Annotated in this window: 22 protein-coding genes, 1 tRNA gene and 1 pseudogene; 12 read left to right on the forward strand and 12 right to left on the reverse strand. The window is 70.4% G+C overall.

The window, feature by feature from the left end; all coding sequences use genetic code 11:
- Positions 1-133: 133 nt before the first annotated feature.
- From AB0E67_RS08735 to AB0E67_RS08750, 4 genes and pseudogenes are all read left to right on the forward strand, one after another.
- Positions 134-1,339, forward strand: a complete 1,206-nt coding sequence (locus tag AB0E67_RS08735) for a serine hydrolase (protein ID WP_362022799.1) — start codon at positions 134-136, stop codon at positions 1,337-1,339.
- Between the two features lie 252 nt (positions 1,340-1,591).
- Positions 1,592-2,344 carry a TetR/AcrR family transcriptional regulator gene (locus tag AB0E67_RS08740; protein ID WP_362022802.1) on the forward strand — a complete coding sequence of 251 codons (753 nt, stop codon included), beginning with the start codon at positions 1,592-1,594 and terminating at the stop codon, positions 2,342-2,344.
- 314 nt (positions 2,345-2,658) lie between these two features.
- Positions 2,659-3,600, forward strand: a complete 942-nt coding sequence (locus AB0E67_RS08745) for a peptidoglycan recognition family protein (protein WP_362022805.1) — start codon at positions 2,659-2,661, stop codon at positions 3,598-3,600.
- Positions 3,601-3,743: 143 nt separating this feature from the next.
- Positions 3,744-3,939 (forward strand): annotated as a pseudogene (locus tag AB0E67_RS08750) (hypothetical protein); the annotation flags it as partial.
- 152 nt (positions 3,940-4,091) lie between these two features.
- Here AB0E67_RS08750 and AB0E67_RS08755 read toward each other — a convergent pair.
- The gene (locus AB0E67_RS08755; protein WP_362022808.1) at positions 4,092-4,478 is read right to left on the reverse strand and encodes a hypothetical protein; all 387 of its coding nucleotides are present in this window, start codon (positions 4,476-4,478) and stop codon (positions 4,092-4,094) included.
- Positions 4,479-5,276: 798 nt separating this feature from the next.
- Between AB0E67_RS08755 and AB0E67_RS08760 the strand changes: the two genes are divergently transcribed.
- The 3 genes from AB0E67_RS08760 (at position 5,277) to AB0E67_RS08770 (ending at position 7,138) form a co-directional block, all read left to right on the forward strand.
- Positions 5,277-6,017: a DUF6879 family protein gene (locus tag AB0E67_RS08760; RefSeq protein WP_362022810.1), complete on the forward strand. Its 741-nt coding sequence runs from the start codon at positions 5,277-5,279 to the stop codon at positions 6,015-6,017.
- Positions 6,014-6,856: a helix-turn-helix transcriptional regulator gene (locus AB0E67_RS08765; RefSeq protein WP_362022813.1), complete on the forward strand. Its 843-nt coding sequence runs from the start codon at positions 6,014-6,016 to the stop codon at positions 6,854-6,856. Before AB0E67_RS08760 ends, AB0E67_RS08765 begins: the two co-directional genes overlap by 4 nt.
- An 87-nt stretch (positions 6,857-6,943) precedes the next feature.
- Positions 6,944-7,138: a hypothetical protein gene (locus AB0E67_RS08770; RefSeq protein ID WP_362022816.1), complete on the forward strand. Its 195-nt coding sequence runs from the start codon at positions 6,944-6,946 to the stop codon at positions 7,136-7,138.
- A 982-nt stretch (positions 7,139-8,120) separates the two neighbouring features.
- Here AB0E67_RS08770 and AB0E67_RS08775 read toward each other — a convergent pair.
- Positions 8,121-8,195, reverse strand: a tRNA-Val gene (locus AB0E67_RS08775).
- Positions 8,196-8,455: 260 nt separating this feature from the next.
- Here AB0E67_RS08775 and AB0E67_RS08780 point away from each other — a divergent pair.
- From AB0E67_RS08780 to AB0E67_RS08795, 4 genes are all read left to right on the forward strand, one after another.
- Entirely contained in the window at positions 8,456-9,229 is a 774-nt protein-coding gene (locus AB0E67_RS08780) for a DUF4097 family beta strand repeat-containing protein (protein ID WP_362022818.1), read from the forward strand.
- A 233-nt stretch (positions 9,230-9,462) separates the two neighbouring features.
- On the forward strand, positions 9,463-10,761 hold the full coding sequence (locus AB0E67_RS08785; RefSeq protein WP_362023584.1) for a hypothetical protein: 1,299 nt from the start codon (positions 9,463-9,465) through the stop codon (positions 10,759-10,761).
- A 278-nt stretch (positions 10,762-11,039) separates the two neighbouring features.
- Positions 11,040-11,627 (forward strand): DUF4383 domain-containing protein, encoded by a 588-nt coding sequence (locus AB0E67_RS08790; protein WP_362022820.1) that lies wholly within the window; start codon positions 11,040-11,042, stop codon positions 11,625-11,627.
- A 154-nt stretch (positions 11,628-11,781) separates the two neighbouring features.
- Positions 11,782-12,009, forward strand: coding sequence for a zinc ribbon domain-containing protein (locus AB0E67_RS08795; protein ID WP_362022823.1), 228 nt, complete (start codon positions 11,782-11,784; stop codon positions 12,007-12,009).
- A 119-nt stretch (positions 12,010-12,128) separates the two neighbouring features.
- On the opposite strand, the gene AB0E67_RS08800 is transcribed toward AB0E67_RS08795, so the two are convergent.
- The 4 genes from AB0E67_RS08800 to AB0E67_RS08815 all read right to left on the reverse strand — a co-directional run bounded on the left by AB0E67_RS08800 (position 12,129) and on the right by AB0E67_RS08815 (position 17,944).
- On the reverse strand, positions 12,129-12,791 hold the full coding sequence (locus tag AB0E67_RS08800) for an O-methyltransferase (RefSeq protein WP_362022825.1): 663 nt from the start codon (positions 12,789-12,791) through the stop codon (positions 12,129-12,131).
- Between the two features lie 304 nt (positions 12,792-13,095).
- Positions 13,096-13,965 carry an HAD family hydrolase gene (locus tag AB0E67_RS08805; protein WP_362022828.1) on the reverse strand — a complete coding sequence of 290 codons (870 nt, stop codon included), beginning with the start codon at positions 13,963-13,965 and terminating at the stop codon, positions 13,096-13,098.
- Positions 13,962-16,751 carry a phosphoribosyltransferase gene (locus AB0E67_RS08810; RefSeq protein WP_362022831.1) on the reverse strand — a complete coding sequence of 930 codons (2,790 nt, stop codon included), beginning with the start codon at positions 16,749-16,751 and terminating at the stop codon, positions 13,962-13,964. The genes AB0E67_RS08805 and AB0E67_RS08810 overlap by 4 nt, the downstream gene beginning before the upstream one ends.
- Before the next feature lie 29 nt (positions 16,752-16,780).
- On the reverse strand, positions 16,781-17,944 hold the full coding sequence (locus tag AB0E67_RS08815) for an HpcH/HpaI aldolase/citrate lyase family protein (RefSeq protein ID WP_362022834.1): 1,164 nt from the start codon (positions 17,942-17,944) through the stop codon (positions 16,781-16,783).
- Positions 17,945-18,164: 220 nt separating this feature from the next.
- Between AB0E67_RS08815 and AB0E67_RS08820 the strand changes: the two genes are divergently transcribed.
- Positions 18,165-19,073, forward strand: coding sequence for a TerD family protein (locus AB0E67_RS08820; protein WP_362022837.1), 909 nt, complete (start codon positions 18,165-18,167; stop codon positions 19,071-19,073).
- A gap of 175 nt (positions 19,074-19,248) precedes the next feature.
- Here the strand turns inward: AB0E67_RS08820 and AB0E67_RS08825 are convergent, their stop codons facing one another.
- The 6 genes from AB0E67_RS08825 to AB0E67_RS08850 all read right to left on the reverse strand — a co-directional run bounded on the left by AB0E67_RS08825 (position 19,249) and on the right by AB0E67_RS08850 (position 24,457).
- Positions 19,249-19,983 carry a Tellurium resistance gene (locus AB0E67_RS08825; protein WP_360112345.1) on the reverse strand — a complete coding sequence of 245 codons (735 nt, stop codon included), beginning with the start codon at positions 19,981-19,983 and terminating at the stop codon, positions 19,249-19,251.
- Between the two features lie 333 nt (positions 19,984-20,316).
- Positions 20,317-21,462, reverse strand: coding sequence for a DUF475 domain-containing protein (locus AB0E67_RS08830; RefSeq protein ID WP_362022840.1), 1,146 nt, complete (start codon positions 21,460-21,462; stop codon positions 20,317-20,319).
- Between the two features lie 70 nt (positions 21,463-21,532).
- A complete protein-coding gene (locus AB0E67_RS08835; RefSeq protein WP_073787316.1) occupies positions 21,533-22,108 on the reverse strand; it encodes a TerD family protein in 576 nt (191 codons plus the stop codon).
- A 278-nt stretch (positions 22,109-22,386) separates the two neighbouring features.
- Positions 22,387-22,962, reverse strand: a complete 576-nt coding sequence (locus AB0E67_RS08840; protein ID WP_073787518.1) for a TerD family protein — start codon at positions 22,960-22,962, stop codon at positions 22,387-22,389.
- Between the two features lie 243 nt (positions 22,963-23,205).
- Complete coding sequence (locus AB0E67_RS08845; protein WP_351523916.1) at positions 23,206-23,664, reverse strand: peroxiredoxin; 459 nt, start codon at positions 23,662-23,664, stop codon at positions 23,206-23,208.
- A gap of 355 nt (positions 23,665-24,019) precedes the next feature.
- Positions 24,020-24,457 (reverse strand): DUF3052 domain-containing protein, encoded by a 438-nt coding sequence (locus AB0E67_RS08850; RefSeq protein ID WP_073787320.1) that lies wholly within the window; start codon positions 24,455-24,457, stop codon positions 24,020-24,022.
- Positions 24,458-24,796: the final 339 nt, after the last annotated feature.

Below are 24,796 nucleotides of genomic sequence, written 5' to 3' on the forward strand. Positions count from 1 at the left end.
GAGCGACCGGGCGCAGGTTCCCCATCCCCTTCTCGGTTCTCTCCCGATCCCCGCTTGCCGGGACTCACCAAAGGTGTCACCATCGATGTCACCATTGGTTCAAAATTTGTCTGCGGATCACGAGGTGCGCGCGATGGCGAGTGGGATGCGGTGGGCGGCCGCGGCGGCGGGGGTCGCGGCGGGGGCCGGACTGGCGTGGGTGTGGCGGCACCAGGACGAACTGGCGATGCGGCGGCCGGTGAACGAATGGACGTTCACGCACATGTCGCTCGTGCTGCCCACGGAGACGGTCGCGCGTTCCGGCCCGGTGTACGAACTGCCGAACCGTCCGCGCCCGCTCGCGGACTTCCGCTACGACTTCGGCGGCACCCCGCGCACACTGGCGGACCTGCACGAGCGGACCCGCACGACCGGCTTCGCGGTGCTGCACCGGGGCGACCTCGTGCACGAGGACTATCCGGGACGGTTCGCCGCTCCCGGACGACGCTTCCAACTGTTCTCGCTGTCGAAGTCGGTGACGTCGATGCTGATCGGCATCGCTCTGGAGGAGGGCGCGATCGGCTCGCTCGCGGACAAGGTGGTGACGTACTGCCCCGAACTGGCGGGCTCGGCGTTCGACGGGCCGACCGTCGAGGACCTGCTCCACATGACCAGCGGAGCGGGCGGGATCGAGGACTACGAGGACCCCGACGCCCCGGTCAACCGGCTGATGCGCGCGGTGACGGGGCGCGGCACCGTGCTGGAGGCGGTCCGCTCGGTGGAGACCGCCGCGGCACCGGGGACGTGGTTCAACTACTCCACGCTCGACACCCAGGTCCTGGGCTGGGTGCTGGAGGCGGCGACCGGCACGTCGCTGGCGCGGTACGCGACCGAGCGGCTGTGGAGCAGGATCGGCGCGGAGCACGACGCCTTCTACGCGCTGTCGCGCAGCAGGCCGCGTACGGCCGTCGGCGGTGGAACGTTCAACGCGACCGTGCGGGACCTGGCGCGCGTGGGACTGCTGATGGCGCGCGGTGGCCGTGTCGGTGACGTCCAGGTGGTGCCCGAGGCATGGGTCGAGCGCGGCCGTGGCGCCGGGCTGCCCCACCTGGAGGTGGGCGCGCTGGGCGACCACCCCGGCCACTACGGGTACGCGAACCAGTGGTGGACCCTGGGCGGCCCGCACCGGGCGTTCACGGGGATCGGGATCCACGGCCAGTACCTGTGGGTGGACCCGGTGGCGGACGTGGTGGTGATCAAGACCAGCGCGTGGCCCACGGCGGACGACCCGGACCGGGACGCCGAGACCGTGGCGGCCGTGTCGGCGCTGGTGACGCATCTGGAGGCCACGTCGAACTGACCACGCCCCGGCCGGTCGCCGCCGACCGGTCGCTGCCGCCCGGAAGGCACGCCCCGAGGGCTCTCCCGATGGTCCGTGGCGGATCGGCGCGCGGCCTCGGACGTGGTGCATCGCAAGACGGAGGGACGCCCGCATACGGCACGCATGCGGGTGTTCCGACGACGCGGCGAGGTGCCGCAGCTGTCGATGGGCGCCCGCCGGGGGGCACGGGACAGCCCTCGGGGGGCACGGGACAGCCCTTAGGATGACGGCATGAAAGATCCCGGGACCACGGACGCCCCGGAGCCCAGGTCCCGACGCGGCAGACCGCCCAAGGCGGCCCTGTCCCAGGACCGGATCCTGGACGCCGCGGCGTCGGTGATCGAACGCGAGGGTCCGGACGCGCTGACCCTGCGCCGCCTGGGTGCGGACCTCGGTTCCAACCACACGGCGGTGCTGCGCCACTTCTCCAGCAAGGACGACATCCTCCTCGGGCTGGCCGAACGGCTGATCGCCGAGGCGATCGACGGCTTCGAGGCGAGCGAGGACTGGCGCGACACCCTGGCCTCCCTCGCGCGGCGGATGCGGCGCGTGTGTCTGGCGCATCCCCGTATCGCCGTTCTGGTCACCTCCCGGGTCTCGCGCCGCGGGGCCGAGTTCCGGGGCGCGGACACGGTCATCGGCGCGCTCCGGCGGGCCGGCTTCGACGACCGGGAGGCCGCCCGCTACTACCGCGCTCTCGTCGACACGTCCCTGGCGATGGGCGCGTTCGAGGCGTCCTTCGCCGCGCTGGACCCCGAGGCCCGGGAGGGCGACCGGATGGCCTGGCGGCGCGAGTACCTCGTGGCCTCCCCCACCCGCTACCCGTATCTGGCGTCCGCCGCCCCCTACCTGGCCGAGGCCGACGAGGACGACCACTTCGAGACCACCCTGGCGCTGTTGCTGGACGCGGTCGAACTGCGCGCCCGGCGCACGCGGGAGTCCGGCCCCGACCCGTCGCGGGACCAGGACGTGTTTCGAAAGTAGCGTCGTCCGCCCGAAGGACGGGGCCCGCGGCGCTTTCGAAACACGCCCTAACCGGAACCGCGGGGACGAGTCCGGCCGTCACGGCAGGGGTATGCAACTCGTACGAGCCGCTCGTCCCGCCGGGAACGGACCATGTCCGTACGGATGTCGACGAACGGCACGAAGTACAGGGTGAGGGCGGCGGATTCCACATGCTGCGGCCCGTGTTCCGGGCAAGTACCGGGCGGAGGAGTGGAGTCGGTGAACAGAACGGCCGACGGATGCGCGGACCGGTTCCGGAATGCCGCGCACACCGCAGGGCGAAAGGAGATTCCGTGGCAAAGCCTCTGAGTGCGGCACAGGTCATATCCGCGCTGCGCGCCGAGGGCGTCCGTGTCGTCGAGGTCGGCAACTGGCGTACGCACAACCGAAATTCAAAGGGCGCGTGGGGCCCCGTCAACGGATCGATCGTGCACCACACGGTCACCAAGGGCACCGCGTCCACCGTGGCCATGGTCCGTGACGGGTACTCGTCCCTGCCCGGCCCGCTCTGCCACGGGATGATCGCGAAGGACGGCCGGGTCCACATGGTCGGCTGGGGCCGCGCGAACCACGCCGGGGGCGGCGACCCGCGGGTCCTGGACCAGGTGATCGCCGAGTCGTACGGCAGCCGTCCGACCCCGCCCACCAAGGGCAACGCCAACGGGACCGACGGCAACGCCCGGTTCTACGGCTGGGAGTGCGAGAACCTCGGCGACGGCAAGGACCCCTGGCCCAAGGCGCAGTACGACGCGATCGTCCGCGTCCAGGCCGCCCTGTGCCGGGCGCACGGCTGGTCGGCCAAGTCCGTCATCGGCCACCTGGAATGGAGCTCCGACAAGGTCGACCCCCGCGGCTTCACCATGGTCAAGCTCCGCACCGACGTGGCCGAGCGCCTGAAGCACCCGGCGAACTGGAACCCGAACGAGGAGGACCCCATGGCGGGGATCACCAAGAAGGACATCTTCGACGCCGTGTGGAAGACCGACGCGATCGCCGGCCCGACCGACGCGGCGGACCACAAGACGAACCCGACGTGGCAGGCGCAGTCGATCCTCAAGGACATGCAGGCCCGCATCCGTTCCATGGACAAACGGCTGGCCGCCCAGACCGCCGCGATCGCGGCCCTCGCCGGACAACTCGGCAAGGGCGCGGACACCGCCACCGTCGTCGCCGCTGTCGAGAACGCGATCGAACGGACCGTGGCCGACGAGCGCGTCGGCACCGAGAGGACGTGAGGGTCAGCCTCATGCCCTGAGCCCACCGGGCGTTGCGTTCACGCGAGGTGAAGCGGCTCCTCGGCGGTGCGACAGCCACGTGTTCGTGATCTGGAGAGGGCCCCCGGTCGTAGTCGACCGGGGGCCAGGGCGCCGTTGACCCGGGTTTTGTTGACTTCGCCCGCGTCGACGGCAACCTCGCCCTGCTCGTACAGCGGGGCGACCAGACCGACCGGCAGCTCGCCGACCACGAGACCCGGCTCGACTCGTTGGAGCGCGCGGTGGCCGCTGCCATCCCTCGCCGCCCCGGTCGGGGTGATCTGCCTCGCCGTGGCCCTGTGGCAGGCCGCCCAGAAGTAACCCCGCCCCTCCCGCGCTGCGGGAGGGGCGGTTTCGTGCCGACGGTGCGGCCTTATCGTTGTCGACGGAACCGTTATGTCCTGGCCGTAGGCTCCTCGGCACGGGGAGGATCACCCACGGCCGTCCTCCCGATCGCGCCGATATCGTCGCAGCTACAGGATCGCGATGGTGAAGCTGGAGGACGCGGGCAGGCCGTTCTTGAGGGTCACCACGGTGATGGCGTCCCTCCGGCTGTCACACGAGGTGGTGGGCTCCCCAATCGTCACGACGCTGTCGGCGTGGATCTGGGCATTGGCCAGGATCAGGGCGCTGGGCAGGTTGATGCCGGCGGTCGGGTCGACGATGACGCAGTAGACGCCCGGGCCGTATTGGAAGCTGTCGACCACGTTCTTCTGCCTCAGCAGTTCGCCGTCGAAGTCCACATCGGCTGCAGCCCTGGCGTTAGGGGCGACGATCTCGGCGGGTGCCGCGACGGCCTGGGAGGCGAAGACGGCCGACAGAACAGCAGCTCCTGCGAAGACAGCAGTGGTACGGCGCATGGCGTCACTCCAGGGATCGACTCGCAGCGCGGATCCGCCGCGAAGTGATGGGGGTGCCGGTGACGTTAGTGCGGGAGACAGCGGCAGAACGTCGGGCTCCCGAGGAGTCATCTGATCAGGTGCCCGCTAAGAGCGCCTTCCGGCGCAATCAGAAGAAAAACCGATACCTGGCCGGGTAGCGTCCCTGGTCAAGAAGCCTGGTCCCCGCGCGTGCGGGGGTGGTCCCTATGAGGTCGACCAGCGGGCCTGCCAGGACCTCTGGTCCCCGCGCGTGCGGGGGTGGTCCTAGAGGTCGGGCAGGTCCTCGATGCGGCATACGCTGGTCCCCGCGCGTGCGGGGGTGGTCCCGGCCCGGGGAATCTGAAGTCGCGAACGCTCACCTGGTCCCCGCGCGCAGGGGGTGGCCCCGACACGACGAACAAGCCGATCGTCGGCCCGTTCCGCTCCCCGCACCTGCGGGGTTTCGCCCTTTCCCGCAGCGCGCACGAGAAGGGGCGGTTTCGTGCGTGCGCGGATCAAGCGCTGCGATGGTTGCGTACGACGTCGGTGTACAGCTCGCGCGTCAAGCCCTCACCGGCGTAGTTGGCAACCAGGCGCCTGCCGACTACGAACGCCTCGTCTGCCGCCCCCGCATCCGAGCCTGACCGGCCCCGGCCACCGCGCCCGAGACGCGCCATATCCGATTGCGCGCAATCCGGCAGCACGCCTGCCTGCCCGCAATTTCCCACAATCCGCCGGCGCACGGCCGCTACCCATCGCATCCTTGGGACTCACCAACAAGTCACGATGGAGGGCGACGTGACGCTCAGGTTCATCGGCACGACCAGCGACGGCGGCGACTGCCCCACCCTCTACGAGGTCGAGGAGACCGGTGACATTCTCGTCCAGGGCGACCGCGTGACCGACCCTGAGCACCTCGCGAAGCTCCGGGACGTCAAGGACAGCGAGACGTTCGTCATCGTTCCCCGTGACCTCCTCACCCGCTTCGCCCCACGGCACGAGCACGCCGACGTGGTGCCCTTTGCAGACATCGCCCACCTCTTCCGGGACTTCAAGCACACCGCCTGGCGGCTGGAGACTCGACGCGGTTACGCCACGGACCGCAACAGCCCGAAGTGGCAGCGCTGGCAGGCGGGCGAGGATATCGCCGCCGACCCGGCCGACGAGTGGCGCCGCAACGTCACCGAGCAGACCGCGCGCGGGAAGCGTTTCGAACGGGTCCGGATCGTCGACGCCCCGCCGACGGAAGGACAGCGGTTTCTTCTTGCGTCCGGGCTTGGGAACGTCGCCGCGGGCGAGGACATCCGCAACCTCAGCCGCGCCGACGCCGTACGTTTCGGGCTGCCCGACTGGGACTTCTGGCTCTTTGACTCCCGCACCCTGGTGCGGTTCGTCTTCGACGAGCACGACACCACCCTTGGCGTCATCGTCAGCGAGGATCCCGCCGAGGTCGTGGCGGCCTGCCAGGTCCGGGACACCGCCTGGCACCACGCCACCCGTACCGCCGACTTCGCCGGGCAGGTACGTTCCACCGTGTGAGCACCGATTTCCAAACCGCCCGAGTCGTCCTTGGCGCGCGCCTTCGAGAGCTGCGCGCCGAGGCTGGGCTGGACGGCAAGAGCCTGGCCACGGGGCTCGGTTGGCAGCGCTCCAAGGTGTCCCGCCTGGAGAACGGCAAGCAAACCCCGTCAGCTGCCGACCTGACCGCGTGGGCGGACGCGGTAGGTCGGCCGGATACCGCAAGCGAGTTGAAAGGCCGCCTGGTCGGACTGGAGACGAAGTACCGGTCCTGGCGCCGTCAGCTCGCCGGCGGCCACCGCGCGCGCCAGGAACTGGCAATCGCGCAGACGGCTGCGACGCAGACGATCCGCGGCGTCGAAGTGGCCACGATCCCGGGCCTGTTCCAGACAGCCGAGTACGCCCGGCACGTCTTCGAGGCCAACGCCGAGTTTCGGCAGATCACCCGCGACATCGAGGACGCCGTACGCGCCCGTATACGCCGACAGGAGGCGCTGTACGAGCCGGGGAAGCGGCTTCGGTTTTTGATCTGGGAGGGCGCCCTGTACGCGCGCGTCTGCCCGGTCTCGGTGCACGCGGCGCAGCTGGACCGGCTCGTCTCCCTCATCGGCCTGGACACGGTGGAGCTCGGCATCATCCCGTTCGGCGCACAGCTGCGACGGACGCCGTCACACGGATTCTGGATCTACGATCAGCGGCTCGTCATCGTCGAGACCATCAACACCGAGATGTGGCTGGACGACGATGACTCGATCCGGCTGTACGAACGGGCGTGGGAGTGGCTGGCAGAGTCGGCGGTGTACGGCCGCCAGGCGCACCGGGCGATCGCCCGGGCGAGGGGCTCTATGGACGAGGCGTGAGCAACCTGGGCCAACACGATGTGTTGCCCGTGCAATCTGGCGCAATCGGCGAACAATCGAGCAATCAGCGCCCGTACGGTCCTGGTCATGGAGTCGGGAACCCGGCTGGCCGCGGCCGTCAACGCGGCGAATCCAGGATGGTGTCACTGGCACATGGGCTCGTCTGAGACGGCGGTGCTGATCAAGTACGGGGACCGGTCGTCCGGGCCCCCGGTGGCGCTGTACGCATGCGCCCCGTGCCGCGAACAGCGCCGCCTGCGCCCGTACAGCGAGCAACCGTGACCGCGCCGGCACCGGTCAGGGAGGGGCTCGCACCCGCGTGCCGCATCGGTATGCACGGGGAGTGCCCGGGGCCGGGCGTAACCCGCCGGGCAGGGGCTCCGGAGTGGGAGGTTCCCATCGAGATCCGGCGGTGCGCTTGCCCCTGCCACCGCACCGACCTGCCCCGAGAGGAGGCGCCCGTGCAGTGCCCCAGGTGCGGAAAGCAGATGAGTCAGAACGTCGGCGGCTGGTGGACGTGCTGGAGCTGCGGCAACTCCATGCCCGGATACGGGGAGACCAGTGAACTGCCCTCGATGTCCCGAACGACTGCACCCGTCGCAGGCCGACGCGTACCGGTGCGCCGGATGCTCGTACGAGATCAGCATCGACGCCTGGCGGTTTCACCAGGACCTGCTGGCCGAGCTGGCCGCCGATGAGCGGGGGTTCTTGGCACGGGTGAGGGACCGGACCGCGCGCCTACGGTCGCTGGCGCCAGCATGGCGTCCCTGATCCGCCCCGGCTGACCGCCCCCCGTCGGTCGGCCGGGCCTACTCGTCCCTGACGAGGTTCTCGAGCGGCACACCGATCGCTTCGGCGATGAGGATCAGCACCCCGAGCCGGGGGTCGCTCGCGCCGTACTCGATGCCAGGACACAATCCGCACGAGTGTTCGAAAAGGTGTCGCTATGCCTCGGAACAAGGAACTCAAGCGGTCGAGACCGGGCACAGGCGCCATCGACTGATGCACCCCCACGAACGCGCCGGCCTCTGCACCTGGTGACCCCCCGGACGGGTCCGGCGATAAGCGGGCTCCCTGAGCATGCTGCGGTCAGGGAGCCCTGTCATTGCTCCCATCTACCTGGGCAATCTCCATGATCGCTTAGGGGATTTTCAGGAGACGTGACTCCGATCCCAACCCACGCGAACCCACGTGAGCCCCCGTCAACGCTTCGGGCCCTGCCGCGATGAAACACCGCCTGAGCAGGGCCCGAAGGTCTTCGTACTGGTGGGCGCGGACGGTTTCGAACCGCCGACATCTGCTTTGTAAGAGCAGCGCTCTACCCCTGAGCTACGCACCCGTGGATGGACCAACAGGGTACATGGCCGATCGGCCACGGTCACAAGCGGTCCCGGGCCGACCGGCGCGGGGCCTGAGCGGTCGCCCCGTCGGCGGTGGCGGTGCGGGGACGGTGAACGAAGCCCCGGGCCGGGCCGGGTGGGGGGGTTATCCCCACCCCGATCATGGTGGCCGACCGCATTCCGGCGGACGGGGTCGCCTACGTACGGTGAGGTCACACCGTTGGGGACCACCCGGCGTAACCGTGGGGGATGGATCATCGTGACAGTCCGCACTCGTGCTCTCATCGCGTCCGGCGGGGCCCTGCTCCTGGGGCTCGCCGTCAGTGGCTGCGGGAGCTCGGACCCCGGTGACGCGCCCGCCGAGCACAAGTCGTTCGCCCTCGGCGGGGGAACCGGGAAGGCGCTGACCATCGACGCCACCAACACGACGCTGGAACTCACGCCCGGCGATGTGCGCGAGGTCGAGGTGACCCGGCACGTCGACGGCTGGGTGTTCGCCGGGAGTGGGCCCGAAGCACAGTGGGGGCTGCGCGACGGCACACTGACCCTCCGGGTGAAGTGCCGGGCCCTGATCAGCGACTGCTCCTCACGGCACCAGGTGAAGGTGCCGCGCGGCGTGGCGGTGACCGTCGAGGGCGGCAACGGAAAGATCACCGCGTCCGGCTTCGACACGCCTCTCAAGCTGCGCAACAACAACGGCACCGTCACCGTCCGGGACTCCAGCGGGCCGCTCTCGCTGGAGAGCAACAACGGAACCCTCGACGCGGAAGGGATCTCGGCGGCGTCCGTGTCGGCGAAGTGCGACAACGGCAGGATCCGGCTCGGCTTCGCCTCCGCCCCGGATCTCGTCAAGGCCCGCAGCCGCAACGGGAGCATCACCATCGGCCTGCCGAGCGGTTCCGTGAAGTACGCGGTGAGCGCCACCGCCCACAACGGAAGGACCTCGGTGGACGTGCCGCGCAGCGACGACAGCTCTCATGTGGTGGAGGCCCGGAGCAACAACGGCCGGATCACGGTTCGAACCGCGAACTGATCGGCCCGTGTGTTCGTCCATACCTGGTGGGACAATGTACCGGGCAGGGCGGAACGGCACGGGAGAGGGATGTGACGGCGACACACGCGCGGCCGCAGTCGAGAGCGGGTGGGGATTCCGCCGTCGGTGACACCACCGCCAAGGGCACCACCGCCCGGCGTTCGAACTCCAGGAGTTCCGCCGTCGCGCGTTCCGGGGGCAGCGCTCCCGGAGCGTTCAGGGACGTTGTCGCGCTGGCCCTGCTTCCGGTGCCGCTGCTCGCGGCGGCCCTGCCCGCGGCGTTCGCCGGCGGGGGTACGAGGCGTTGGTTCGGCGGGCGCGGCGGGAACCAGCGCGCCGACGCGCAGGCCGCGAAGGACGCCGCGGCCGCCGCCTTCTACGAGCTGGACACGGCCCAGCGCGATCTGCGGATCTCGATCGAGACGATCACCGCCGTCGACAGTTCGCCCGACGCGCGCAAGGCCGTCGACGACTTCGACGCCCTCGGTCGGCGGATCGACGAGGTCAGCCACCGGTACATCACCGCGGTCGACGCGCATGATCTCGACCGGGACGGTCTGGAGCCGGCCGTCGCCGCCAGGGCCAGGACGGAGCTGACCGCGGCCAAGGACGATCTGGTACGGGTCAAGGGCGAGCTGGACCGGTTCGCGCGGGGCCTCGGGCCGCTCCTGGGCAAGGCGGAGACGCAGCTCGCCCGGCTCGCACCGGCCGTGGAGCGGGCACGGCAGGCGCTCCTCGGTGCGAGCAACGCTCTCGACGCTGTGCGGGCGTCCGGGCTGCGAGCGGACGACCTCGCCGCGCGGCTGGCGGCCCTCGCCCCCGAGCTGACCAAGCTCAACGAGGGCGCCGGGCGGCACGGTGTCCAGGAGACCCTGCAACGCGCCGACCAGGTGCTGCGTGACGCCGAGGCGGTACGTGCCGACGCGGACCGGCTGCCCGCACGGGCTGCGGAGATCGACCACCGGCTGGTGTCGCTGCGTACGCGCGCCCAGGCGCTGACGACCCGGGCGGCCTCGGTGGAGCCGGTGCTGAGCGAACTGCGGCGGCGTTTCTCGGCCGCGTGCTGGCAGGACCTCCAGCCGGTCCCCGAGCAGACGGCGGTCAACGTGCGGCAGGCCGAGGAGAAGCTGAAGGAGGCCACCCGGGCGCGGGACGAACAGCGGTGGGCCGACGCCACCTCCCGCCTGAGCACGGCACGCGCCCTGCTGAACGCCACGGACGAAGCGGTATCCATGGCCGGCGACCGGCTGAACAGGCTGAACGACGTGGCCAAGGATCCGCAGCAGGAGATCCAGCGGACCCGGTTCACGATCAGGGACGCCCAGCGCCTGGCCATGGCCGGACGCAACACCCCCGATCCCCGGCACGCCCGCCCGCTGGACGACGCGGTGGCCCGGCTGGAGCGCGCCGTCGCCGGACTCGACGAGCACCACCCGGACTACTGGCACTTCCTCACCGAGACCGAGGCGGTACGGCACACGGCCGCGCGGGTGGTCTCGGAGATCCGCGAGGAGCGCGGCGCGGGCGCCTGATCAGGGCCGTCGGAAAGGCAACTCCCCATCCGGCCCGTCCGGCCCGTCCGGCCGTGGTTCCCGCCCGCCCCGGGCCCCGTTCAACCGGAGCCCCGGTAGTCCACCGGAGTCCGGTGCGCGCCGCCTCGCACCCTGATGCCCTCCCTCGACGCCCTCGTGGCCTCGTGGCCTCCGTGGGTATACATGCCTTCTGGATGCGTACCCGTGCTGATGTGCACCCGTGCCGCCCTCGGCGGATCCTGGGAGTACGTCTGAAGGAGGCACCCAAGGAGGCCGACATGGCCACCCACGAACTGCACGCCACCGGACGCCGGACTCCTCGACGCGGTCGCCCGAGAACCACCCGGTTCGACAAGCACCTCCCGGTCGATTACCGGCTCAACCGCGTCTACCGGGTCGGGGCCGGGCTGATGGGACTGGTGCTGCTCGCCTTCGGGATCCTCGGGCTGATGGACAGGATCGGCTTCTTCAACACCGGAGGCGCCACCGTCGCGGGCCTCAACACGAACGGGGCGCTCAGCGTCCTGTCCGTCTGTGTCGGCCTGCTGCTCTTCGCCGGAATGGTCATCGGCGGCAACTTCGCCTCGACGCTCAACATGATCCTGGGCGTGGCCTTCATCCTCAGCGGCTTCGTCAACCTCGCGCTGCTCGACACCCGCTTCAACTTCCTCGCCTTCCACCTCCAGAACGTGCTGTTCAGCTTCGTGGTCGGCCTGATGCTGATGGTCTTCGGGATGTACGGGCGGGTCAGCGGCGGGCTCCCTCACGACAACCCGTACTGGCGGGCCCGCCACCCGGAGGAGGTCGAGCGCGAGCTGCGGGAGAATCGGAGAACGGCGACGATGCCGGTCGTCCACCGCCCCTGACGCACACCCGCACGCCCTCCCACTCCCTTTCAGCGCGCCCTTCCGCTCACCTCTCCGCGTGCCCCGTACGCCTGCCCGTGTGCCCGCGCCCGCCACCGTCGCGGGCCGGAGTCGAGTCCGCCTGCCGTCGGCCGGTGCCGGATAGCCTGGAGGCATGCCTCGTTACGAGTACCGCTGCCGCTCCTGCGGAGACACGTTCGAACTCAGCCGCCCGATGGCCCAGTCCTCGGACCCGGCCTCCTGCCCCGCCGGGCACCCCGACACCGTGAAGCTGCTCTCCACCGTCGCCGTGGGAGGGGCGTCCGCCAGGTCGGCAGCACCTGCCGCCCCGTCGGCGGGTGCCGGGGGCGGGGGCTGCTGCGGGGGCGGCTGCTGCGGCTGAGCGCGCTTCGGCGACGCAGGGACACAGCAACGGGGCGGGGGCGTCGTGGGACAGCCCCGCCCCGGGTGCGCGTCCTCCCGCGTCCGCCCGAAGGCCGGACGGGACTTTCGCAACCCGCCCTAGTAGTGCTTGCGGGAGAGACCCAGCCCGTCGGACACGGTCAGCATCACGCTGTCCATCCGGGGATCGGCGGCCACGTGATCGTTGAACGCCTGGATCGCCGCCGCACTGCCGGTCGCCCGCGGATCGGTCACCAGACCGTGGAAGAGCACGTTGTCCGTGACGAGGAGGCCGCCCGGCCGCATCCGGGGCACCAACTCCTCCCAGTACGCGATGTAGTTGCCCTTGTCCGCGTCCAGATAGGCGAGGTCGATGTGCGGCTCGGCCGGCATCGCCCGCAGCGTGTCGAGCGCAGGGGCGATACGGAGGTCGATCCGGTCGGCGACTCCGGCCCGCTCCCACGCCTCACGGCCGTAAGCGGTCCACTCCTCCGAGATGTCGCAGGCGATCAGCCGCCCGTCGGCGGGCAGTGCGCGCGCCATCGCCAGGGCGGAGAAGCCGGTGAACGTGCCGACCTCCACGATGTGCCGGGCCCCGGTCAGCCGGACGAGGAAGGCGAGCAGCGGGGCCTGCTCCTCGGCGGACTGCATGCCCGCCTGCTCGGGCAGACGGGCGTACGTGGTCTCGACCAGCTCCCGCTGCACCGCGTCGAGCGGCGGGTTGTGGGCCAGCATGTACGCGTACAGCTCGTCCGTGATCTTGGTCTCGTTGCCCTTGGTCATCACGCGCTCCTGTTCGGTCCCACTGTTCGGCCCCCGGGTCCTGGGTCTCCCGGGCCCCGGACCCCGGGGCTCCCCCGGGCCTGATTCTCCCCGGGCTCCGGATCTTCCCAGGGCCTGAGTGCCCTCCAGGCCCGGCTCTCCGGATCGCCGTGTCCCCCACCCGGCGCAGCGCACGAGTCGATGCCGGCGCACGCCCCGGTGCCGGCGCACGTCCCGGAACGCACGCCCGGTTCAGCACGCCGGGTGCCAGCACGCGCCCCGGCTCAGTACGCGCCCGGTGTCAGCGCGCAGCGCACGCCCCGGTTCAGCGCGTCCGCTCCGGACGGGGCCCCGGGAGGAGGTCCGGGCCCGAAGCCCGCAGGAGATGCCGGAGGATCGCCTCGCCCGCGGCCACCCCGTCCTCGGCCGTCACCTGGACGTGCGGGGCGTTCCAGCCGGCTTCGGCGAGTTCTCCGTGGGCCGGACGCCAGGCGTGGTCGGCGGCCAGGAGCAGATCGGCGTCGAGAAAGCTGTCACCGGCCGCGAGGGTGCGCGTGGCACCCGTGCGCCGGGCGACCTCGCGCATGGCGGCGCTCTTGGTGAGCGGGGCCGGTACGGCGTAGATCTTGCGGCCCTGGAGAGAGACCGTCCAGCCGCGGCTCCCCGCCCACTCCCCCAGCTCCTCGACCCAGCCGTCGGGCAGCAGCGAGCGTTCCACGACGAGGTACGCGAAGAGGTCCTCGGCCACGCGTTCCTTGAGCACCCAGGCGGGGTCGGCCGCGGCCAGGAGACGGGCGCGGACCTCGGCGAGCGAGGCCGACTCGGCGGCGAGCCTGCGGGAGACCCGGGCCTGCCAGTCGCGGTCGGACTCGCCGTCGACGAGAAGGTGCCCGCCGTTGGCACAGATCGCGAACCGGGGTACGGGGCCGGGGAGGCGGACACGCCCGTACTGCTCACGGGTACGGGTGGTCGCGGGGACGAAGACGGTGGTGCGGGCCAGTTCACCGAGCAGCGCCGCCGCCGTCTCGGTCAGGTAGGAGAGCGGCTTGTGCTCGTACACCTCCACGCAGAGCAGGCGGGGGGCCTCGGCGTCCGGCACGGCGAGCCGGAGCGCCGCCGCGGAGTAGATCAGGGTGCGGTCGAGATCGCTGGCGACCAGTGTCGTGGCGGCGCGGGACGTGTCCGGTGCGGTCACTTCGCCTCCACCGCCCTGCCGTTCGCGCCGGTCGCCCCCCGCGTGTACTTCGGGTGGATCAACCCGACGCAGGTGTACGGGAGTTCGTCGACCTCCTCGATCGGCACCCCGCGCTGCCGCGCCAGCAGCCGGATGTGGTCGAGGTCCGCGCCCGCGCCGCGCCTGGCGAGGACCTTCCACGGGACACGGCGGAGCAGTACGCGGGTGGTCTCGCCGACGCCCGGCTTGACCAGGTTCACGTCGTGGATGCCCTGCTCCTCGCTGATGCGTTCCACCGCGGCCCAGCCCTCCCAGGTGGGGGTCCGGTCGGCGGCGAGCAGTGCCGCGGCCTCCGTGTCCACGGCGTCGGCGACCTCGTCGAAGCACGCGGTGACGGTGTCGAGGAAGTGGCCGGACACATCGCTGTCCGCGAGTTCCCGGTAGAACTTCGCGCCGTGGAAGTCGTCGGGACCGACCAGGTCGGAGCGGAGGACCGTACGCGAGACCAGCCCGGAAACAGTGGAGTTGAGGCAGGCCGACGGGATCAGGAAGTCCTCGCGGGTGCCGTAGGTGCGCACGCAACCACCCGGGTCGGCCAGGACCGCGATCTCCGGATCGAAGCCCCCGGAGCCACCGGCCCTCACGACGCCCTCGGCCTCCTCCGACCCCTTCGTTCCGTCGAACTCGGCCAGGGCCTCGGCGAGTTCGCGGGTGATCGCCCCCTTGCCGGTCCAGCCGTCGACGAAGACGACGTCGGCCGGGTCGTGGTGGGCGGCCAGCCAGCGCAGGGCGTTGGCGTCGATGCCTCGGCCGCGCACGATGGAGACGGCGTAGTGCGGCAGGTCGAGGCCGTGGCGATGGCGGGCCCAGCGGCGCATGAGGATGCCGACGGGGGTGCCGGCCCTGACGAGCGAGACCAGGACGGGGCGTGGGGTGCGCTCGGCGAGAACGGTCTCGGTGACGGTGCCGACGGCACGGGCGACGCGGGCGGCCGACAGCTCCAGCGCCGCCTTGAACAGGCTCTGGTACCGGGCGGACGGCTGGTACTCGACGGGCAGCGACTCGGCGTAGTGCGCGCCACCGCTCTGTATCGCCTCCTCGCGTTCCTCGACCGGCGCCTCCAGTTCCACGTGCGAGAGGTCCTGGAGCAGCCAGCCGACCTCGTCCGGCGCGTAGGAGGAGAACGCTGGGCCTCGGAGGGGCTCGGGCAGCACGGTGGGGGGCTCCTGCCGTTCGGAGACGTATGAGTCGGACACGTACGCGTCGGGTGAATCGGACACGCACGGGTCGGGGGCGCCGGGGTCGGAGACGTACGGGTCGGGGGCGCGCGAAGGGATGCACGACGGGGCGTACGAGGGGACGTACGACGGGACGACCGCGAGCAGGACGTGGTCGGTGTGGGCGGCGAGCCGCGCCAACAGACCGTCGGGGGCGTGGAGTTCGGGCGTGTCGGCAGCGGAGTCGACCGTCACGACCACGGCGTCGAACCCGGCGCCCGCGACGTTGTACGCGTACCGGTCGCCGGGCCCGTCGGCCGGGTTGTCGTGGGCCGGGAAGACCAGCCGGCTGCGTATCGCGTAGCCCGGATCGTCCACGGCGAGGACGGGGGAACGCGTGGTCGTCGAGTAACGCACCTCGGCGTCCGTACGCTCCTCCAGCGCCGCGGCCAGTCGGAGAGGTGCGTACATCAGCTCCTCGAAGCCGAGGACCAGTACGCGTCGGGCCCCGTCCAGTGCGGCCGCGACACGGTCGGCCATGGCCGGGAGCGCCCGTTCCAGGACGGCCCGGTGCGCGGGGGTGAAACCATGGCGCCCACCGTCGGGCACACCGGTCGGCCACCGGAGGTCGACCCGGGTGCACGTGCGGCGTTCCGTCCCGACGACCGCCTCCGAACCAGGAGAATCCGACTTCGAACCGGGGGATCCCGCCTCCGGACCAGGAGAATCCGCTTCCGGGTGGAGGGAGTCCGTCTCCGGGCCTGAGGACTCCGCTTCCGGGCCGGGAGACTGCGCCTCCCGGCCGCCGGAACCGGCCTCCTCCTGCGCGGCGACCAGCGCACGGCCCTTCTCCAGGACACCGTCCGGGAGTGTGACCGTGCCCGAGCACCGCGCCACCAGGTCGACGCGTGCGCCGATCTCCGCGGCGAACGCGGCCAGCCGTATCCGGTCGGCGGGCGAGCGCATGTCCACCAGGGCCACGACGACGTACCGTCCGCGCGGGTACCGCTCGTGCAGGGCGCGGATGGTGTTGAGCACGGTGTTGCCGGTGGAGAACTCGTCGTCCACCAGTACCAGCGGCGCACCGGCGGCGGCACTCGACTGCTCCGCGACCGCGTCCGGTGCCTCGCCGTCGCCCCGGCCGCCCGCCAGCAGGGCGGGGTCCTCCGGGAGCAGCAGATGCGAGGTGGCGTGCGAGTGCGACTCCTCGAAGCCGCCCGCCCGCGCCACTCCGTCGACCGGTCGGCGCGTCGAGTGGAGGTACGGCGCCACGCCCAGCCCGTCCGCGACCGCGTGTCCGAGGCCGGTGGCCGTCTCCGCGTATCCGAGCACGACCGCTCGGCGCGCCTCGGCCTCGCCGAGGAGTGCGCGCACCCGTCGGCCCAGCTCGAATCCGGCGCCGTACACCACGGAGGGCTTCTGCGGCACGTGCTTGCCGAGCACGTTCGACACGAGCAGATGGGCCCGCTTGGGGTTGCGGCGCAGGGCGAGGCCCAGCAGTTCCCGCAGCTCCCGGTCGCCGTCGGGCCTCCCGTCACCGACCAGTTCGACGCCCAGTCGTTCCGTCACCCAGCTGCCCGACCACACCATGTCCGTCGTCCGCTCCTCACCCGGGGACCTCACTCCACGACCCCCGCGGCCAGCAGCTCCACGAAGCCGACGTCCTCCCGTGCCACGCCGAAGACCTCGGCGCGCTGCAGGGTCCGCTCGGCCCAGGCGCGGTGCGGCTTCACCTCGTTCATCTTGTTCGTGTACGCGGAGCGCATGACGCCACCGCCGTCGCGCTCCGGCCGCAGAATGTCCTGGGCGTCGCTGAATTCTTCGTGACTGACCACCGACAGCGCGTGCACGGGCGCCACGTGCGACGGATGGATGCAGGTCTTGCCGAGGAGGCCGTTGGCCCGGTCCAGCTCGATCTCACGCAGCAGACCGTCCAGGTCGTGTTCGATCAGCGCCGTGCGCAGCTCCTCGGCGCGGCCCTCCAGGAAGGGGCTGCGGCGCAGCTGTGGTTTGAACATGCGCTCCTGGAGCCGGAAGTACTCCCACACCGGTCCGGTGATCGTGAAGCCCGTGCCGTCCGCCCGGCCCAGCACGTTGACGACGTCGGCGATGACGGCGCCGACGATCTGTACGTCGTAGGCCGTCATGTCGGGCGGTCTGCGCAGCCCGTACGCCGAGCAGAAGTCGGTGACGCCGAGCCGCAGCGCGAGCACGCGTTCGCGGTACTTGTCGACGGTGCGGGCTATTCCCCGCAGAGTTTCCCGGCGTGTCTCCAGGTGCAGCAGCTCGGGCGATTCGAGAACGGGCATCGCGAACAGTCGCCGCCCGCATGCCTTTTCGGCCTGGAATACGGCCTCCATGAAGGGCGTGCCACGCTCTTCCGTGAACTTCGGAAGTACAAATCCAGACAACAACCGGACGGCGCTGCCGAGCCGGCGCACCAGGTCGACGACCTGCCCCGGTTCCCGGACCCGGATGAAGAGCAGGGGCAGCTCGGCACCTCGCGCCTCGAGGTCGGCGAACTGCCTGACCAGGTTCTCCTCGGCACCGACGACCTCGGAGTCGTCGATCGAGTCCTCCAGGCAGAGCACCATCGACACGACCCCGCGCGCGACCTGCTTGATGATGTCGTCGGCGAGCCTCGGTCTGGTGGCGGGGCTGTACAGAGTCGCCCCGAGAGCGGCCGAAAGCACCTGGGCGGGCGAATCCGCCCCGAAGACACAGGGCTCCCGGAAGAACAGCCTCTCTCGGACCGCGGGCGCAACATGCCCGAAATGACGCATTTATTTCCCCCGTAGTGCCTGACCGACCAAAGAACACATGGCCGGTAATAGTACGTACGGACGAGTGTCAAGAGTTCCCCGTGGGCATGAACTCCGGGTAACTCGTCCATTTACCGACCACGCGGCGTACGGCGAACGGCCTGGTTCCGGGCCGCCCCGGAGACACCCGGTGCGACCCCCGCGTTGTCCGCGCGGGCAGCCAGAAGGCAGGATGACGGGCATGACGCACGCGATGGTGAAAGGCTCGAACGTCCCTCTGGACGCCATGGCCGTACGGGCCGTGCTGCGCTGGACACCGGGCACCGGGGTTCCGGACGTGGACGCCTCGGCCCTGCTGCTGGGAGCCGACGGACGCGTGCGCTCGGACGAGGACTTCGTCTTCTACAACCAGCCCCGCCACCCCTCCGGCCTGGTTCGACGGCTGCCGAAGCGCAGTGTGCCCGAGGGGCTCACGGACAGTATCGAGACCGATCTCACCGCGCTCGACCGCTCGGTGGACCAGGTGATCATCGCCGCGTCCTCCGACGGCGCCACCTTCGCCCAGGTGCGCGATCTGCGCATCCTGCTGTACGACACGGCGGGCACCGGCGAGGAGCCGCTCGCCGTCTTCGACGTGCGGCCTGAGACCGGCGAGGAGACGGCGATCATCTGCGGGGAGCTCTACCGGCGCGGCGATGGCTGGAAGTTCCGGGCCGTGGGGCAGGGCTATCCGACCGGACTGGTCGGCCTGGCGACCGCTTTCGGCATCTCGGTCGACGAGACGGAACCCGCCCCGGCCCCCTCCGTGTCCTCGGTGCCCGCGGTCACGTCCCCGGCGCCCTCCCCCATAGCAGCGGCCCCGCCCGCTCCCGCGTTCCCGCCGCCCGTGCCCGCGTTCCCGCCCGCCCCGGCGCCCGGCCCCGACGCTCAGGTCACGGTCCAGCACCAGCAGCCCGGATACGGCTACCCACAGCCCCCGATGGCCCACCCGGCGCCGCAGCCGGTCGTTCCTCCACCCTCCTACGGGTACCCGCAGGAGGGTGCGGCCCAGGCCGCCTACGGCTATCCGCAGCCCGCCCCGGCCGCGGCGCCCGCTCCCGACCCGCACTTCGTGCTGCCTCCGCAGGGACCGCAGTTCGTAAGGCAGTGACACGGCGCCGGAGCGCCGCGCGCCCGGCACCGGAACACCCGGCACCGGGACGTCCCGTCACGGACCGGTCGCGCCGCCCCGGTACGGACCGGCCACGGTCCGGCGTCCGCGCTCGGGGCCGGGACTTGTAGCCGCGCACGGCTCTCGGGCCCGGGGCCACGGGCGTGTGCCGCCCTCAGGTCCGCGACTTGTAGCCGCGCCCCCACTGCATGCCCCAGCCGTACATGCGGTCCAGCTCCGACTGGAAGCCGTACACGAACTTCACCTCGCGCCGCACGACGAACTCGTCCTTGGAGTTGTCGACCGTGAACACCGCGCAGGAGCGCGCCTCCGGGGCGTGCTCGTCGAGTTCGATCTCGATCTGCGGCCCGTTGCCGGGGTAGAGCGTCACCTTGGCGTGCGTGCGGTCGAAGGCCGGCGTCTGGTCGTAGATGTAGACGAAGAACAGCAGCCGCTTGAAGTGCTCGCGCTGGTCGAGATTGATGTAGACGGTCTCGCCGGACGGCGCCCCGAAGCGGTCGTCCCCGCTGAGCCGTATGTACGGCGGTGCGTTCAGGTCGCCCAGGAGGTTGCCCAGCGGCTGGACCACTCCCCTGGTGCCGTCCTTCAGCTCGTACATGCAGCCCAGGTCCAGGTCCACGTTGACCATCCCCTGGGTGTGCGCCTGGACGACATCGGGCTGGAACATCTTCAGGGGGCGCAGCAGCCTGCCGCTCTGCCGTGATCTGCCTTCTATGTCGGACGTGCGCATCCGCCAGGAGAGGTTGACCCGCAGATTGCCGTTCAGCGCGCCGTTCTTGGTCAGCGAGACCGTGGCGTTCCGCTTGGAAAGCACGATCGAGCTGGTCAGCGCGTTTCCCGACTCGAACTGCGGCTGCCGCCCCGGCCATAGATTGTCCAGGAACCCCATCCCCAACCCCCACGTCTCTCGGTTCTCTCGATCGGAAGTGACCCGGCCCGTGCCCCGGCCCGATGGCGATGGCCGTCCCATGCCGCGCACGGTCCCCGCATCACCGCGGGGCGGGCCGCCGGGCCGGTTCCGGATGTCTCCGGAGAACCGTCGCCACGCGGACCGCCCCGCTGAGAGCGTTCCTCATTCCCCACCGGGTCACACCCCGGACTTCCCCGCCGGATCACGCCCGGCCGGGAATTCCCCGCCGGATCGCACCCGGACTCCCCGGCAGATCGCACCGGAGCGGGGCTCCCCGCCCCGGTCGCACCGGAGCGGGGGCTTCCCTCGAGGTCACACGCCGGACGGGACTTCCGTCCTGGATCCCGCCTCGTCGTCCCCGCCCGCGGCCGCCAGCGCCTTGTTGCGCCGGACCGAGGACCAGAAGGACCAGCCGATCAGCAGGACACCGACCAGACCGGTGATGAGCTCGTGGATCTGGTACTGGATGGTGACGAGGAGGATGACGGCCAGCGCGCCGATGGCGTAGTGGGCGCCGTGCTCCAGGTAGACGTAGTCGTCGAGGGTGCCCTGACGGACGAGGTAGACCGTGAGCGAACGGACGTACATGGCGCCGATGCCGAGGCCCAGGGCCATCAGCACGATCTCGTTGGTGATGGCGAAGGCGCCGATGACACCGTCGAACGAGAAGGACGCGTCGAGCACCTCCAGGTAGAGGAACATGAAGAACGCGGCCTTGCCGGAGAGCGCGATCGCGGAGACCTTCTTCCCGCTCTTCCGCGCCTCCTCCTCGGCCTCGTGCTCCCGCTCCTCCTCTTCCTCCAGCCGGTTCTCGAAGAAGCCCGAGAGACCGCCGACGATGAGGTACGTGATCAGACCAGCGACCCCGGCGAGCAGAACGGTCTCCGCCTTGTCGGCGTGACCGCCGCCGTGCTGGTGCGCGTTGGTCGCGAAGGTCATGGCCGAGATCAACAGCACGATCAGCGCGATGCAGACCGACAGCATGTCGACCTTGCCCAGCTTCGCGAGCGGGCGCTCGATCCAGCGCAGCCACTGGATGTCACGCTCCTCGAAGATGAAGTCGAGGAAGATCATCAGCAGGAACATGCCACCGAACGCGGCGATCGCCGGGTGGGCGTCCGTGACCAGTTCCTGATAGCGCTCGGGCTGGTTGAACGAAAGGTCGACCGCCTCGATGGGACCCATCTTGGCGGTGACGGCCACGATCACGACGGGGAACACCAGTCGCATACCGAAGACGGCGATGAGCACACCGATCGTGAGGAAGATCTTTTGCCAGAAGGCATTCATCTTCTTCAGGATTCCCGCGTTGACCACCGCGTTGTCGAAGGACAGCGAGATCTCCAGGATGGACAGGATCGCCACCACGCCGAAGGCTTCCCACCCCCCGTAAAACACCGCTGCGACCAGGCCGAGCGCGGTAACCGCGAACGACCAGCCGAAGGTTTTCAGAAGCACTGGCTACCCCATCGTGTGTGAAACGGGTCTCCCCCGGCTTGAACGGGGCTCCCCCGCGCCGTGCGCGGCTTTACGAAACGTTGACCCCAAAGTCTAGAGCGATCCCGCGCAACCCGGACGCGTACCCCTGACCCACGGCGCGGAACTTCCATTCGCCGTTGTACCGGTACAGCTCGCCGAAGATCATCGCGGTTTCCGTCGACGCGTCCTCGGTGAGGTCGTAACGCGCGAGTTCCTGACCGTCCGCCTGGTTGACCACGCGGATGTACGCATTGCCGACCTGTCCGAAGGTCTGTCCCCGGCTGTCCGCCTCATGAATGGAGACCGGGAAAATGATCTTGTCGCAGTGCGCCGGGACCTGGGTGAGATTCACGATGACCGACTCGTCGTCGCCATCGCCCTCACCCGTGAGATTGTCGCCGGTGTGCTCCACGGAGCCGTCGGGGCTCTTGAGGTTGTTGTAGAACACGAACCATTCGTCGCCGAGCACCCGGCCCGACTGGCACAGCAGGGCGCTGGCGTCGAGGTCGAAGTCGGCGCCGGTGGTGGAACGCGCGTCCCAGCCGAGCCCGACCAGCACCTGGGTGAGGTTGGGTGCGGCCTTGGAGAGGGAGACGTTGCCTCCCTTGGCGAGCGTGACGCCCATGGTGTGGTCCTCCCCGAGTCGATGAGTCGATGAAACCGTCTGTTGAACCTGAATCGACTGCCGAGCCCGTCCGGCGCCGCACCGCGTGCGGCGCCGGACGGGCTGCGTGCCTGGGCGAACCGGGCCGCTTCCGGCGGACCGACCCGGTCTCGTACCTGTTCGACCGTCGGCGCCTCGAACGTCCGAGCCCTCACCTCGGACGCCGAGAACCCCGGGGCCGGACGTCGGCACCCCCGGTGTCCGGGGCCTCGGGCGACGAGACCCCGGATGCCGGGATCTCAGACGTTGACGCCGAAGTCCTGCGCGATGCCGCGCAGCCCCGAGGCGTACCCCTGGCCGATGGCGCGGAACTTCCACTCCGCCCCGTGGCGGTACAGCTCACCGAAGACCATGGCGGTCTCCGTGGACGCGTCCTCGCTCAGGTCGTAGCGCGCCAGCTCGCTGTTGTCGGCCTGGTTGACCACGCGGATGTACGCGTTGCGCACCTGGCCGAAGCTCTGCTGGCGGGTCTCGGCCTCGTAGATCGAGACCGGGAAGACGATCTTGTCGACGTCGGCCGGAACGGCGGACAGGTTGACCTTGATGACCTCGTCGTCGCCTTCGCCCTCACCGGTGAGGTTGTCACCGGTGTGCTCCACGGAGCCGTCGGGGCTCTTGAGGTTGTTGAAGAAGACGAAGTTGCTGTCGTTGCTGACCTTGCCCTGGGCATTCGTCAGCAGGGCGCTGGCGTCGAGGTCGAAGTCACCACCGGTGGTGGTGCGGGCATCCCAGCCCAGACCGACGATCACGGCGGTCAGGTTGGGCGCGGCCTTGGTCAGCGAGACGTTGCCGCCCTTGCTGAGGCTGACTCCCACGAGTCCTCCCATTGGTTTCCTGGGCGGCCGGCGGGCGCCGGCGCCTCCACGTTGCTTGGCATCCGATCAACGAGTGGATCCTAGTGACCGGTTCCCGGCCGGAGCAGCCATTTGGCCGGGTTGAAGCGGATCCACCGGTCGCCGGTCGGGCGGACCGGAGCGCTCCGGTGGATCGCGGTGGTGCGGTGCATCGGGGTGCTGCGGTGCACCGGGACGCCCCGGTGGCTCGGAGCACCCGTCGGATCAGAGCGCGTCGAGCGCCTTGATGTAGTCGTTGAGGTCACGCGCGTCGGGCAGGGCGTTGACCACGGTCCAGCGCACCACGCCCTCCTTGTCGATGACGAAGGTGCCGCGCACCGCGCAGCCCTTCTCCTCGTCGAAGACGCCGTACGCCCGCGAGGTCTCGCCGTGCGGCCAGAAGTCCGAGACCAGCGGGTATTCGAGGCCCTCCTGCTCGGCGAAGACCCGCAGGGTGTGGATGGAGTCGTTGGAGACGGCGAGCAGCTGCGTGTCGTCGTTCACGAACTTCGGCAGCTCGTCGCGGAGCGCGCAGAGCTCACCCGTGCAGACGCCGGTGAAGGCGAACGGGTAGAAGAGCAACACGACGTTCTTCTCGCCGCGGAAGTCGGAGAGCTTCACGGTCCGGCCGTGGTTGTCCTTCAGCTCGAAATCCGGGGCCTGGGTGCCGACCTCGATCGCCATGAGACGTGTCCCTTTCGCTACGTTCACCGGGCTGGGCTGTCCGGGTGGCCCCAGCCTACGCAGGCCTCGCGCCGCCGCGTACGCCGCCCGCACGGGCCTCCCGCGGTCCCGCACGGACCTCGGGACCGCGCGAGCGGCGGCGGCCACGCCGGTCGGGACCGGGCGACCGCCGTGCCGGCCGGAGCCCCGGGCGGGTGCCGCACGGCCGGAGACCGCGCAGGCGGCCCGGCAGCCGTAGGGCACGCCCGTGCACGGCCGGATACGCAGTCGTACGACGTGGCCGTACGACGAAGGTCCCCCCTGCGGCCGCTGCCGGTGGGGGGGACCTTCGTGGTTCGGGCGCGTCGAGCGCCGTTCAGCGCTTGCCGCGGGCCGCCTTCGGCGTGACCAGACGGCTGCCCGTCCAGTCCTTGCCCACGCTGATGCTCTTGGTCTGGGAGAGACCGGCGGTCTGCGCGGCCTCGTTGATGTCGCTCGGTTCGATGTAGCCGTCACGGCCGGTCTTCGGCGTCATCAGCCAGACCGTGCCGCCGTCCTCGATCAGACCAATGGCATCCACCAGCGCGTCCGTAAGGTCGCCGTCCTCGTCGCGGAACCACAGCAGAACGGCGTCGGCGACGTCGTCGTAGTCCTCGTCGACCAGATCCTGACCGATCGCGGCCTCAATGCCCTCACGGAGCTCCTGCTCGACGTCGTCGTCGTAGCCGATCTCCTGGACCACCTGTCCGGGCTCGAACCCCAGGCGTGCTGCCGGGTTGGTCCGCTCCTCCGCGTGGTCCGCGGTCGCGCTCACGGGTTGCCTCCTGATCATGTTTCGGAAAATGCTTCGGCCACGCGCGTGCGCGAGGCATTGGCCGTAGTCCACACGGGAGTGGCGGATCGCGCAAGTACCCAGCGTGCGAGACCGCCTAAACGAGGACGTTCCCTGCCACGTCCCCGCGGTGTCGGCGGCCTCCCTGCGGGGCCCGGCGCCACCGTCCACACCCTTTACGTCCTTCCACAGCTTATGCCGTTTCGGTCCGCCATTCGGATTCGAACATCCTTTGGGAACGCTTAGGCGGCTTGGGCGTATGGTTTCCGTTTGCGGCGACCCGTCCCCCCGCCATGGACGCGATGTCTCGTGAACACAGGG

This window comes from Streptomyces sp. NPDC032161 (assembly GCF_040636995.1).
In the GTDB taxonomy this organism is placed as follows: Bacteria; Actinomycetota; Actinomycetes; order Streptomycetales; family Streptomycetaceae; genus Streptomyces.